At 35.8% G+C, this 13,098-nt stretch carries 11 protein-coding genes; 6 read left to right on the top strand and 5 right to left on the bottom strand.

The window, feature by feature from the left end; genetic code table 11:
- Nucleotides 1-150: 150 nt before the first annotated feature.
- Nucleotides 151-711, bottom strand: a complete 561-nt coding sequence (locus tag ACFFIS_RS10285; RefSeq protein WP_320378274.1) for a sugar O-acetyltransferase — start codon at nucleotides 709-711, stop codon at nucleotides 151-153.
- Between the two features lie 409 nt (nucleotides 712-1,120).
- On the opposite strand from ACFFIS_RS10285, the gene ACFFIS_RS10280 reads away from it, so the two are divergent.
- Together ACFFIS_RS10280 and ACFFIS_RS10275 are read left to right on the top strand one after the other, a co-directional pair.
- Nucleotides 1,121-1,714: a GNAT family N-acetyltransferase gene (locus ACFFIS_RS10280; protein ID WP_390187373.1), complete on the top strand. Its 594-nt coding sequence runs from the start codon at nucleotides 1,121-1,123 to the stop codon at nucleotides 1,712-1,714.
- Nucleotides 1,711-2,595 carry a protein kinase domain-containing protein gene (locus ACFFIS_RS10275; protein WP_390187371.1) on the top strand — a complete coding sequence of 295 codons (885 nt, stop codon included), beginning with the start codon at nucleotides 1,711-1,713 and terminating at the stop codon, nucleotides 2,593-2,595. The genes ACFFIS_RS10280 and ACFFIS_RS10275 overlap by 4 nt, the downstream gene beginning before the upstream one ends.
- 132 nt (nucleotides 2,596-2,727) lie before the next feature.
- On the opposite strand, the gene ACFFIS_RS10270 is transcribed toward ACFFIS_RS10275, so the two are convergent.
- Complete coding sequence (locus tag ACFFIS_RS10270) at nucleotides 2,728-3,762, bottom strand: S66 family peptidase (protein ID WP_390187368.1); 1,035 nt, start codon at nucleotides 3,760-3,762, stop codon at nucleotides 2,728-2,730.
- 298 nt (nucleotides 3,763-4,060) lie between these two features.
- On the opposite strand from ACFFIS_RS10270, the gene ACFFIS_RS10265 reads away from it, so the two are divergent.
- The 4 genes from ACFFIS_RS10265 (at nucleotide 4,061) to ACFFIS_RS10250 (ending at nucleotide 8,864) form a co-directional block, all read left to right on the top strand.
- Nucleotides 4,061-4,564, top strand: a complete 504-nt coding sequence (locus ACFFIS_RS10265; protein ID WP_390187367.1) for a MarR family winged helix-turn-helix transcriptional regulator — start codon at nucleotides 4,061-4,063, stop codon at nucleotides 4,562-4,564.
- Nucleotides 4,565-4,587: 23 nt separating this feature from the next.
- Nucleotides 4,588-5,898, top strand: a complete 1,311-nt coding sequence (locus ACFFIS_RS10260; protein WP_390187365.1) for an MMPL family transporter — start codon at nucleotides 4,588-4,590, stop codon at nucleotides 5,896-5,898.
- A 22-nt stretch (nucleotides 5,899-5,920) separates the two neighbouring features.
- Nucleotides 5,921-7,672 carry an MMPL family transporter gene (locus ACFFIS_RS10255; RefSeq protein WP_320378269.1) on the top strand — a complete coding sequence of 584 codons (1,752 nt, stop codon included), beginning with the start codon at nucleotides 5,921-5,923 and terminating at the stop codon, nucleotides 7,670-7,672.
- A 214-nt stretch (nucleotides 7,673-7,886) separates the two neighbouring features.
- On the top strand, nucleotides 7,887-8,864 hold the full coding sequence (locus ACFFIS_RS10250; protein WP_390187362.1) for a choloylglycine hydrolase family protein: 978 nt from the start codon (nucleotides 7,887-7,889) through the stop codon (nucleotides 8,862-8,864).
- Between the two features lie 332 nt (nucleotides 8,865-9,196).
- Here the strand turns inward: ACFFIS_RS10250 and ACFFIS_RS10245 are convergent, their stop codons facing one another.
- From ACFFIS_RS10245 to ACFFIS_RS10235, 3 genes are all read right to left on the bottom strand, one after another.
- Nucleotides 9,197-10,159: a tRNA dihydrouridine synthase gene (locus ACFFIS_RS10245; protein ID WP_390187360.1), complete on the bottom strand. Its 963-nt coding sequence runs from the start codon at nucleotides 10,157-10,159 to the stop codon at nucleotides 9,197-9,199.
- 376 nt (nucleotides 10,160-10,535) lie between these two features.
- On the bottom strand, nucleotides 10,536-11,462 hold the full coding sequence (locus tag ACFFIS_RS10240; protein ID WP_390187358.1) for a glycosyltransferase family protein: 927 nt from the start codon (nucleotides 11,460-11,462) through the stop codon (nucleotides 10,536-10,538).
- A 74-nt stretch (nucleotides 11,463-11,536) separates the two neighbouring features.
- Nucleotides 11,537-12,814 carry a DUF6395 domain-containing protein gene (locus tag ACFFIS_RS10235; RefSeq protein ID WP_320378264.1) on the bottom strand — a complete coding sequence of 426 codons (1,278 nt, stop codon included), beginning with the start codon at nucleotides 12,812-12,814 and terminating at the stop codon, nucleotides 11,537-11,539.
- Nucleotides 12,815-13,098 lie beyond the last annotated feature (284 nt).

Raw genomic sequence — 13,098 nt, 5'->3', positions numbered from 1 at the left:
AAAATAAAGAAGCTAGAACACCCAAAGTGTCTAACCCCCTAACCTACATTTACAAAGAGGGTCTGCCCCCCCTTTGTACTAGTTTCCTTTTTATTGTTCTGTATTTTCTTCACCTTAAAATCTCATTTCTAATTCGCCTATGTTCGATCATTATATTTCAATTTGTTTTATCACTTTTGCGGGATTACCACCAACTACAACGTTATCTGGCACATCTTTCGTAACTACTGCACCTGACGCAATAACGACATTGTCACCTACCGTTACCCCTGGGTTTATAATTGCATTTCCGCCGATCCACACATTATTTCCGATTGTAATTGGTTTAGCATATTCTTTACCGGAATTCCTTTCAGTTGGATGTAGTGGGTGTGTTGCTGTATAGATTTGTACTCCAGGTGCAAGCATACAATTATCTCCAATTCGTACTTCACTAACATCTAAAATAGTACAGTCAAAGTTTGCAAAGAAGTTTTCTCCTACATATGTATTATAGCCATAATCAAACCTTATATTTGGTTCCATATACACATTTTTTCCAGTTGAACCAAGTAATTCGTTTAATAAACTAGTACGCTTTTCTTCTTCTGTTTCTAACGTTAGATTATATAATCTCACAAGTCGCCTCGCATTCTCGCGGTCCTTTACCAACACCGAATCTGCTGGATTATACATTTCTCCGGCTATCATTTTAGCTTTTTCTGTTTTCATATTACGACCCACTTTCGATATATTTGAACACATTACTATACATATTATCTTACCATGATTCGTTCAACTCAATATTATTACAAACAAGCAACACAAAAATAAATTTATATTATGCTTACGAATCTTCATGAAACGATTTACTTTTTATTAAATTCTGTTATCATTTTAGATAACGAAATGGAAGAGGAGGGGATTGAAATGAAATATTCAAACTGCATATTTAGGTTCAAAATAAATACGGTGGCTCTTTCCCCTTCTTACAACGATTCTTATATTTCATAAACTTGAAATATCATGGAAATTTGTTAAGACCTTCGTATATGACGAAGGTCTTTCTTTATTTTGGAAGGAGCTCCTCAAACACGCAATGACATTTATAATGTAAAATTCATTTGAAAGAGGAGAAAAAATGGAAATTAGAGAATATCATCCACATGATGAAATTGGTTGGGTTCGTTGTAGAGTTTTATCGTTCCTTGACACGGCATATTTTGATCACGTGCTGCAGAAGAAAGAAAAATACGAAAACCCGTCTATTGAATTAGTTGCGGTAATTGAAGGACAAGTTGTCGGACTATTGGATATAGAATATGAACGAATGGAAGGTACTGTTTGTTCAAGGGGAACAGGTCTTGGTGGCATGATTTGGCACGTCGCAGTACATCCGGACTTCCGTAGAAAGAGAATTGGCAAACGCTTACTACAAGAAGCGGAACGAAAAGCAATGGAAAAAAATTTAAATCGTCTCGAAGCTTGGACAAGAGATGATGATTGGGTCAACAAATGGTATGAAAAGAACGGATTTCATAAAGTTAATTCTTATTTGCATGTGTATTTAAATAAAATTGAACTGGAAGGAAACATAAAGAGTGAGCTTCCCAATTTACTGCCTGTACAAGCATTTACACATTATGTCGGGGAAGATAAAGAAAAGATGAAAAGTAAATTCAATCGCGTGCACGAATGTGTTTGTTACGAAAAAGAACTTGGAGGCTTTAAATGAATAATATACAAAAAATGACTTTAGATGGTATTTCATTCCGATTAAAAGAAAAGCATGATTTTGAGTGGCTTGCCATGCTTGGCAAAGTGTTTTGCATTTTTGATGAACAGGATTCTGGTAACATCTGCTTCGGTGTAGAAAGGCATGGTGTTAAGAAGTTTGTTAAATATGCAGGGGCAAAGACGATTGGCTATTCAGGAAAACCAAAAGACGCTGTCGCAAGACTAAAGCAATCTATCTCGCTTTATAAGGAATTGAAACATCGATATGTAGTTAAACTAATTGATCATTTCCAAGTATCTGAAGGATATGCGCTAGTATTCGAATGGTTTAATGGGGAGTGCCTTCATTCCCATTGGTCCTTTCCACCACCAGAAAAATATACGCATCCTGATTCACCATATTTCCGTTTTAAACAACTACCCATTGAGCTTCGTTTAGCATCTTTGAATTGTATTTTTGAATTTCATGTTCACGTTGAAAAAAGACATTTTGTTGCGATTGATTTTTATGATGGCAGTATTTTATATGATTTTAATAATAATCGCACCATGATTTGTGACATTGATCTCTATAAGAGTAAGCCCTATATCAATACGATGGGAAGATTATGGGGTTCTTCCAGATTTATGTCACCCGAAGAATTTGAATTAGGTGCAAAGATTGACGAGAGAACGAACGTATTCAACTTAGGTGCGATCGCATTTGGTTTACTTGGTGGTGAACTTGATCGATCCATCAAAAAGTGGGATGCAAGTAGTGAACTTTATGAGGTGGCATTAAAGGCGGTTGAAAAAGACAAAGAAAAAAGGTATGAAACAGTTGAAGCATTTTTTACTGCCTGGGAAGTTGCTGTAAAAAAATATCCATACTTTTCTTAATAGACGTCATCAAGCATTCGAAGGAACGTAATTTTTAAGGGTCTACCCCCCCTCGTTTTACTACTATAACTAGTAAAAACTCATGATTTAATACGAACTGTAGTAGTTGAGGGGGTCTGACACTTAAAGATATTAAACTACTCCGCTCTCTAATATCGTAAAAGTCTTTCTTTCACAATTTATTTCTGCCATAACACCATAAGGCAAAATAAACTTCGGTTCGGTATGGCCAAAATTAAGGTTATAAAGAATCGGTAAATGAGTTAAATTAAATTCATTCATAACCGTATGAATTTCCCTCTTATACTCTTCATAATATTTCTCGTCTTGCGGCTTCGCGAATATTAGTCCATTCGCCTGTTGCAGAATACCTTGTACTGCATAATTTCGTAACCAATACCTCATATAATTCGGATCCGGTTTATCCTCTGATGTTTCAAAGAATAGAATGCTATTTTCCCAATACTTCCTCTCTGGCCAAAGCGCTGTTCCTTTCACAAACTCGAGCACTTCCATACAACCACCAATCAGACGTCCGTGGACAGTACCTTTTCCTTGGAGTAATTCATATCCTACTGTATCCCGTTGCATTAGTCGTCTCCGGTCTTTATTCACTTCTATCCATTCTAAATATTCACTTGTCCACTCTTGTGCCGGTGGAATATTGTCAATAACCTCATTGGAAAAAAGGGCTCGATTAATCATATCGATAGTATATGGATTCATCTCAACATTTTCAGCGAAATCAGTTAAAATTGCTGGTCCATAGAATGAGGTTATTCCTGCCTTATGACAAAATAAATGTGAAATCGTTGAATCTGAATAACCCATAAATATTTTAGGATTTTCGCGAATAACATTAAAATCAATAAAAGGGAGCAAGCGAATACTATCTTCTCCACCAATATTTACAAAAATCCCTTTAATTCTGTCATCACGAAATGCTGTCATTAAATCTTCTGCCCGGGCTTCTGGATATTTGTACAGATATTCTGTCCCTTTCAAACTATTTGGCATCGGAAGAACATTTAAGCCAAAAATCTCCTCTAGTCTTTTAACACCTAGTTCATATCTCCACCTAAGCTCTAAATCACCTGCACCACCCCAAGATGGACTAACTGTTGCAACATAGTCTCCACGTTGTAATCTCTTTGGCTTTATCAACATCAACACTCCTCCTCTTCTCGCTATTTAATCACATAAGATATTATGAATATACTTCTAAATAAGGATTAGAATATATATTCGACGTCTATTGATTATTTTCCTGCTTCTATTTAAATCATAGATTTACGCCCACATCTTAGCAAAACATGAATATTGATCTATTACATCATCCAACTTCCATGTACTAAGTCCCCAATTCATATTTCCTTATTGACAAATATAATCGATAGCTTTAATATGTATCGTATGCGATGTATCGTGTCCGATACATATTAAGAGAGAAAGGTGGTTTAGTGTATTGGAAAAGGCTGATTTAATAGGGGAATCCATTGATTTTGTACATCGTTTTACAATGAAAAGTTTGCAGAAACAAGCGGAGGACCATGGTGTTACGATTCCTCAAGTGAGAATTATTGGTGAAGTGTTTGCACATAAAACCGTTAGTATTAAACAACTCTGTCAGAATTTAAAAATGACGCAGAGTACTGTTTCAGATATTGTGGAGCGACTTATCTCAAAGGGTTTTCTAGTGAAAACACCTAATAAGAAAGATAAACGTTTAGTTGATATTACTTTATCTACTAGACTTGCGGCAGATATAGATGAGAGTATCACACAACTTAAAAACCATTCATTAATCGGTGTATTAGAACTTTTAAACCCGAAGGAACAAGAGATTGTAGAACAAGGAATGAATTTATTAGTTTCGGCTGTTAAGGAAAGAATGATCGTCGAAGGAATGGATAACTATGAATTCCCAGACATCTTGTACTTCTCTGAGAAAAACAACCGTAAGAAATAAACATTAAACCAGGAGGCAACAAGATGAAAACAATTATAAAAGGTCGTTGGGCAATTTTAGCTATCTGGCTAATTGCGACAATTGTACTAACGGTCTTTCAACCGGACGTCAATGCAATATTGCGGGATAAAGGACAGGAGGGGACGAGTGAAAACAGTCCTTCCGTTTTAGCAAATGATATATTGAAAAAAATGGACACGACGAAAGGGACTGATAACCTCATCGTCTTTTATGATAAAGATAAAATTTCTAATAATGAAATGAAACAAATTGGTAAAGCAATAAAGTCAATTAAAAATAGTAGCGACGAACTTGGTATTACAAACATGATTGATCCGTTTAGTATGCCAGATGCCAAGAGCTCTTTAGTCTCTGAAGATGGCACGACTTTAATGGTCAGCTACAAGCTCGATAAAAAAGGTAGAGAAATAGACGATATCCAAAAGTTATTCGAGGAAAAATTGGACAAAGTACCTGTTGAACACTTTTTAAGTGGAGAAGACTTTATTAATAATGATTATTTAAAAGCAACCCAGGCAGGTGTTGAAAAAAGCGCAGCACTTACAGTTATCTTTATTTTAGTTGTGCTAATTATTGCTTTTAAATCAGTTGTGACACCTTTTGTATCACTCATAGCTGTTGCCTTCTCTTATCTTGTTTCGATGGGAATTGCAGCTCAATTAATAGATAAGGCAGGATTTCCTGTTACAAGTCTTACACAAATGCTATTAGTCCTTATTCTCTTTGGTATCGGAACCGACTATAACATTCTTCTCTTTAATCGATTTAAAGAAGAATTATCACATGGTCGCTCTGTTGATGATTCAATAGTAAACACGTATAAAACAGCTGGAAAAACAATTGCTTACAGTATACTCACTGTATTTATTGCGTTTCTCGCACTTGTGTTTTCTGAATCACCAATCTATCAATCTGGTGTTGTAGTCGTAATTGGTGTAACAATATTATTACTAGAAATATTGACCCTAACGCCTTTTATCATGAAAGTATTAGGAAAAAGACTTTTCTGGCCATCTAAAAGTGTTGGCGGCCATAAGGAAAATAAATTTTGGAAAACAACATCTTCTATTGGTACGAAACATCCAATTATTATTACACTTATCATTCTACTCATCATCGGGCCTATGGTTTTATTTCATGAAGAAAAACTTAACTTTGACACTGTTGGAGAACTTGGAAATGACTATCCTTCATCTAAAGCGATTCATTTAGTTTCTGATCATTTTGGAAAAGGACAATCTATGCCAGCTACGATTGTAATCGAAAATAAGAAACCTTTAGATAATAATGAGGCCCCTGGCTGCGATAGATAATATTACAGAAAGACTTAAAAAGTTGAACGGTGTAAAACAAGTCTCTTCTGTTACACAGCCACTAGGTGAAAAAATTGATGATTTCTATGTTGCAGGTCAAATGGGAACTGTTACAGACGGGTTATCACAAACACAAGACGGCGTGAATGAAATCTATCATGGCATGAAAGAAGCACAGGACAAACTAGGTTCAGCAGACTTTTCACAAGTAAACGATATGGTAGACGGCACCGCAGAACTTCAAGATGGTGTGACTGCATTAGCAAGTGGACTAAAACAAATCCAAGCTGGTATTGATGACGGAACAAGTAATCCAGAAACTATTGCAAATGGCCTTGCTGCTATAGAAACAAATCTTTCAAAAATGAACAGCGGCATCTCTCAGTTAGCCACTAATTATGAAAAAATGCAGGCTGGATATAAAGAAATGGGCACACATTACCAAGGAGCTGTACAAGCTGTTTTAGGTGTAAAAGAGGCACTTAGTGTCATGCAACCGCTCGTTACCGATTTAGGAAATAGTTACACAGTACTACAAAGTGATCCACGGTACCAAGGATTAAACAAGATGATAAATGAATTATCAACTAAACTAAGTGAGATAACCCCTGAAGGCATGGCAACATTAAACGAACAATACAATGCCTTAACTTCTGGCTTTGCAACAGCTAATAAAAATCTTACTGATATTAGCAACGGTTTAGGCCAATTGACGGCTGGTTTAGACAAGCTTAAAGAAGGACTTGGCCAAGCTTCATCGGGAATTGGTACCATCGTAACAAATATGGATAGTGTGCAAGATGGACTTGGTCAGATGAAATCAGGTCAAGAACAACTGGTTGAGGGTCTAGGTGGATTCAACGCTTTCGGAAATCAATTATCAGATGTAAATGGTGGACTAGAGCAAATTTCTGATGGTATTGGACAGACAAATGATTACTTAGCCCAACTCAATACAAATAAAAGCTTTTTTATTCCAAAAGAAGCATTAACAAATAATGAATTTAAAGATTCATTAGATGCATTTATGTCGCATGATAGAACAATCACTAAAATGACAATTATTTTAAATGATGATCCTTATTCAAATGACGCTTTAAAAACGATTGATAAAATTAATTCTACTGTTTCAACTGGATTAAAAGGTACTGTACTTTCAGATGCTAAATATGGAACAGCTGGTTCAAGTGCGACAACGAAAGATATGAACGATATTTTGTCCAGAGATTTGAATAAAACAACAGCTATTGTTATTACTGGCGTATTGCTTGTCTTATTCTTAGTGATAAGATCATTCTGGACACCAGTTTTCATTACAGCATCCCTTGTTGGTGCATACTATGCATCTATGTTCACTGTAAACTATATTTTTATAGATTTACTAGGGTATGCGGGCTTATCTTCCTTTGTTCCTTTCTTCTCCTTTATCATCATTGTATCCTTAGGAGTGGATTACAGTATATTCTTAATGATGCGCTTTAAAGAATATCCAGACATGTCACCTAAAGAAGCAATAGTGTTAGCTTCCAAGCATATAGGCGGCGTCATTATATCGGCAGTTATTATACTCGGAGGAACGTTTGCGACACTTATGCCAGCTGGAATTGTGCTCTTAACAGAATTAGCAACTGCAGTCATTACAGGTTTAATTGTTCTTTGCTTTATCCTACTTCCAATCTTTTTACCGGCTTTAATAGCTCTTCCAGAGTCATTAGGAAAAATTTCCACTCGTAAAAAAGATGAAAGTGGCAAGATGGAAGAAAAGACAATTTAAGTTGTAAGTAAATATAAATTTCCGAACAGCGCATTCGCTAAAAAATATAATCAACTAAAGAAGTAAAAGTAAATAAAAGGACACTACATTATCGAGGGCTCATATAAAATGTAGTGTCCCTTTTTGTTTTAACTAATTTCTAAAAGGTTCACCTTACTTCCTGATGAAACATAAATTACAAATAGAACATTTATAACGTGGGAGGTTTTACAGGATGTGTACCGCCATGACATTACAATCAGTGCAAGGGGAGAACTTCTTTGGAAGAACGATGGATTTTTCCTATCCCATTGAACCAGGGGTTTTTATCATACCAAAGGATTATCAATGGCAAAGCCTAAGTACAAATAAAAGATATATTAATCGTTATAGTTTTATAGGAATCGGTCAAGAAACCGATGGTATGTTAGGATTTTTTGATGGTGTAAATGAACAAGGTCTCGCCGCTGCAGTTTTATATTTCGAAGGTTATGCTGATTATGATTTACCGATAGATAATAAAGAGGCAATCGCTTCATTAGATTTCCTTCATTATATTTTAGGGCATTGTAGTTCTGTAGACGATTTAAAAGCTTTATTAAAGAACATCCGGATTGTAGGGATACCAGACCCCGTCACCCAAAAGGCCGCTCCCTTACATTGGATTGCTACAGATAAAAGTGGCAAATGTGTTGTGATTGAACAAACAAAAACCGGACTTGAAATCAAACATAATCCCATTGGAGTCATGGCGAATAGTCCTGATTTTAATTGGCATATGACCAATTTAAGAAATTATATGGAAATATCAACAACACAAAAGAAAGAAGCGAATTGGGGAGGTGTGTCACTGACACCATTCGGCCAAGGTGCTGGGACGAGACATTTACCTGGAGGCTTCACCTCGCCGGAGCGTTTCGTTCGTACCGCCTTTTTAAAAACACATACAAACGTACCTGAAAGCCGCTCCGAAGCAATTATGGCATGCTTCCATATCATGAATAGCGTTTCGATTCCAAAGGGTATTGTCATCACCGATCGGGGTACGGATGATTACACAAAATATACTGCTTTTATGAACACAAATACATGTGAATATTATTTTAAAACGTATGAAAATAGCCAAATGATAAAAGCAAGTCTTTGGGATTATAATATGCACGGAACACAACCAATCTTTTTAGGAAGTATTGTGCACCCTTTCGTCATTTAACGTACTTCACGATATAAACCCGGACTGCATAGAAAAGGAGATTTTCCCAAAATATGTACCCCGGGAAAATCTCTTCTATTACAAAAGCCGTTCATCTATTGTGAAAGGTAATTGTGGGTTTTATTTCAAGGATTTTCCATCTTCCTCATGTAACCCTCAACTGTTTCGCATTAAAACATTACGCATCAAACTTTATAACTTTTTTAAAAGTTAATCTTAAAGCATGCAATCCATCCATATTTCATTTAAAAAATATTGGATATATCTTAAAAGGCATGCAAGCCAAAGTACGGATAGATTACCTTTCCCTCTGTTACCATTTATCACCAACATTAATTCAATTCAAATCGATCAAGCAATGCACGCACTTCATCTGTTGATTCTGTATGCATCAATTCATTTCTTAATTCAGCCGACCCTCTAAATTCACGGACATATATCTTAAAGAAGCGGCGCAGTGGTCGAAATGGACGTGGCTCGATTTCCGCTGAATATTTATCGAAAAGGTCCAGATGTAATCTTAAAAGATCAAGCAACTCCTTACTGCTATGATCTTTCGGCTCTTTTTCAAAGGCAAATGGATTTTTAAAAATACCTCGTCCAATCATCACCCCGTCTACACCATATTGTTCAACAAGTTGAAGACCGGTTTGACGGTCGGGGATATCTCCGTTGATTGTCAAAAGTGTATTTGGTGCTACTTCATCACGAAGTTTCTTAATTTCAGGGATTAGCTCCCAATGGGCGTCCACATTGCTCATTTCCTTTTTCGTACGCAGATGAATCGATAAGTTAGCAATATCTTGCTCTAATACGTGTGTTAACCAGTCGCGCCACTCATCTACTTCAATGTAGCCAAGTCTTGTCTTTACACTTACAGGCAGTCCGCCCGCTTTTGCTGCTTGTATAATCTCTGCTGCAACGTCTGGACGGCGAATCAGGCCACATCCTTTACCTTTTGGTGCCACATTAGGTGCAGGGCAGCCCATATTAATATCCACACCTTTAAAACCTTGTTCCGCCATACCGATACTCATCTTTTCAAAGTACGCAGGCTTGTCTCCCCATATATGAGCGACAATCGGTTGTTCATCTTCTGTAAAAGCTAAACGACCACGTACAGCAAAAATCCCTTCTGGATGACAGTAACCTTCTGTATTTGTAAACTCCGTAAAAAACACATCTGGTCTCGCTGCTTCACTTACTACATGCCGGAAAACAACATCTGTCACATCTTCCATTGGTGCCAATATAAAAAACGGCCGTGGTAAATCACGCCAAAAATTATCGTTCATTTTCATTCAATCCTTTCATTATGGGATCACAGGTCAAACGCTTGTCCCAAAATTAAAAGCAAAATACCCTTACCTCTTTTACACTTATACCATGCTTGAGTGCTTTTTATCAAACTATAGAAAATTTCAACCATTCGTAATTTCACTAACAAAAAATACGCAACATAAACTACAAAAATGATGCTAATTAACATTTTAAACTGGCTCCTGCCAAATAGCAGGGGCCAGTTCAATTTGCATATCAGAACCATTTTTATTTGTAAGGCTCAAAAGTCTATGCTCCATTCGGAGGTATCCTTTCATGATGAGAGGTAGCCCAGCTGTATATGTTAGAATCCGTTACTCTCTTAAAGGAATGTGTAAACTGACACTGTAACTATTTGAGTATATCTTTTACATCATTGATAAACTGCTGTGCTCTTACACTGTGCGTATGATTCTTTTGAATAAACTTATATCCTTCCTCTACTATTCTATTGCGCTCCTTTTCATTTTCAAGATAGTATTGACCTTTCTCATAAAAGTTATCGATATTAGCTGCAACATAATTTACACCATCTTTAAAGCCTAATTCTCTTATATCTGGATTGTCTTCAGCTATTAAAAGCGATTTACAACCAGGTACTTCAAAATATTTCATGACAGGATATTGATAGATAGAGCCACAAGTAAAAAATATCTTTGCACGATTAATTTCTTGTGCAAAATCCTCATCAATTATATATTTAGAACGGTCTTTTAATAAGTGTCCAGGATGTTTATGATACAGGAAGCCTTTAACATCTTTCATTTTATCACGGACAGCAATACGAAATGGATAACTATCTGCAATATGCCCCATCAATAAATAGTCAATCTCCTTGTTTAAATTCCAATCCCTTATTTTATTCGGATCTACTGAAAATGGTAGGAACCGAAATTTTGACTTGTAATCTGGAAATCGCCCGAGGAAAGGATGTTTACTCACTGAAAAGATTAATGAAACATTACTCTCCTCAAAGTATTTTCTTCTCATATGGTTTTTCCAGTGTGCATCAATCACATATGCACCTATAGGAATATCAATTTTATTTAAATCCTGAATATCAGGGGATAATCGATTCTTTGCGGTTATATCATAATGAAGGATAAAATCCGGCTGGATCTTTTGTTGTTTTAATATATCTAAAATACTTCCATCTTCATGATGATAAGAAACATTGGCAACTTCCTCAATAGCTTGCAAAAACTCATACTTGACTTTATGTTTAGGAAATAGTTGATCAAATCTCCTAACAAGTATAAGTATGTTAGGTTTACTCATGTTTTCTAACCCCTTCATTGTAAATTTTACTTGCAACAAACAGATTATAATTAGTTTTCAAATACCTTTATCCATTAAGCATGCTGGAAATACGCTTCACTAAATGATTGTTGCATAATTTTTATATCTCTTGTGTTCATCGGTTCCGCATATTTCAATATCTCTCTTTTAACGCTATTTCGGTATTTTGGTGCAATGAATTCTTGTGATTTCGGATACCATTTGTTCATCCACTCCACTTCTAAACGATCTCCACGTGTTATCCTTTTTAGTAGTAGCATTTTTTGATGGTTTCCACGGTAGTGAGAAGTAATATATGCTAAAATATTTGAAAAGTAGATTGGTCGGGAAGCATTAAGGACTCTTTTTACATCTTTAACAGCAAACAATTGATCAAGGTAATCATTGCTTAAGGGTTGATTCATGATTACTTTTTCTAATAAGCTTTTTCTAAAACATTTAAAGCAATTCATACATGGCGCTTTAATTTTCCCTCGACTGCAAGCTTGAGCAAATGCTTGATATGGTGATTGTCTCACAATATTTGTTGTACTCACTTCACTTAACCCAATCGTTGGTAGTGTGTATGGCATATCAACTGCATATAATAGTTCATACCATGGATTTCCTACTTCATTTTCTTTACAATCCTTAAACCCTATTCTCCCTACTTGATAACCTATTTCCATTGTTTGACCATGGCCAATTGTATCAAATCCATAATAGTCTGCTAATAGCATAGCAGGTACAGCATCAGCCAAAAAGCTACTAAAACCGACCGGCTTTCTCACATACTGCATATCTGTTTTTATTCTATGAACAGTCCTCCCCATCTTCGCCATCGCATCACAAGCATAATATGCAGCCTCTTGATTCAAAAGAGTCTTCATACCCTTCTCCGGAATGAGGCGGTCAAAGTAAAATAAATGTGTATTTTCAGGAAGTAATATAGCTGCAGCTGTTGAATCAATGCCACCACTATAAGTGAGTGCAGGAACAGCATGAGTAGGTGCTTTTCTAGGAGATAACGTTAGATCAACCGGTAAAACTTGTTTTTTTGTTACTTTTTTAACTTGATTATGAAAATCAACGCTAACGCCTTGGGGTAAATGAATTTTAGGTCCACAAAATGGGTATATTGCTGCAAGGACAGCCAGCGCAAACACATCAGGATGAACTGAATCTATTGTCCAATCGCTCGGTAAATAAAAGACACATTGATTGGAAGCCATTTCTAATTTGGTCGTAGTGTTAAAAGTAGTATTACGTATTTGTTGAGTTGTTGGATCGGATTTTTCAGGGGTGAATAACAACGTTAACTTTCCTTTTTCACATTTATATTTAATAATCATCTATTAAATCACACCTTTTCCTATTCATTCTAAAGTATTATATTAGAGAATGAATAGAAAGGTGTAGGTCGTTATCATATAGGAAGTAGATTCCACCATATATAGTGTTTTTTACTAGTATGTAGATAATATTTCAATTGAAAAAGGGTTTTTTCCAGTTAAATATATAAGGAATTCTAATCTATCAGTTATTATAATTTTGAAGTAGTTATGAAGCATACTTAAGCTTTTCAATAGAGAGACTGATTTATATGTTTGGACAATTGACCTCACAAAGCGCCATG

The sequence above is a fragment of the Paracerasibacillus soli genome (assembly GCF_042432965.1).
Lineage (GTDB): Bacteria > Bacillota > Bacilli > Bacillales > Amphibacillaceae > Paracerasibacillus > Paracerasibacillus soli.
This window is presented reverse-complemented; position numbering and strand designations above follow the sequence as displayed.

Coding starts and splice junctions, on each gene's coding strand:
- ACFFIS_RS10285 (WP_320378274.1), bottom strand. CDS start 711: ATGAAAACAGAAAAAGCTAAAATGATAGCCGGAGAAATGTATAATCCA.
- ACFFIS_RS10280 (WP_390187373.1), top strand. CDS start 1,121: ATGGAAATTAGAGAATATCATCCACATGATGAAATTGGTTGGGTTCGT.
- ACFFIS_RS10275 (WP_390187371.1), top strand. CDS start 1,711: ATGAATAATATACAAAAAATGACTTTAGATGGTATTTCATTCCGATTA.
- ACFFIS_RS10270 (WP_390187368.1), bottom strand. CDS start 3,762: ATGTTGATAAAGCCAAAGAGATTACAACGTGGAGACTATGTTGCAACA.
- ACFFIS_RS10260 (WP_390187365.1), top strand. CDS start 4,588: ATGAAAACAATTATAAAAGGTCGTTGGGCAATTTTAGCTATCTGGCTA.
- ACFFIS_RS10250 (WP_390187362.1), top strand. CDS start 7,887: ATGTGTACCGCCATGACATTACAATCAGTGCAAGGGGAGAACTTCTTT.
- ACFFIS_RS10245 (WP_390187360.1), bottom strand. CDS start 10,159: ATGAACGATAATTTTTGGCGTGATTTACCACGGCCGTTTTTTATATTG.
- ACFFIS_RS10240 (WP_390187358.1), bottom strand. CDS start 11,462: ATGAGTAAACCTAACATACTTATACTTGTTAGGAGATTTGATCAACTA.
- ACFFIS_RS10235 (WP_320378264.1), bottom strand. CDS start 12,814: ATGATTATTAAATATAAATGTGAAAAAGGAAAGTTAACGTTGTTATTC.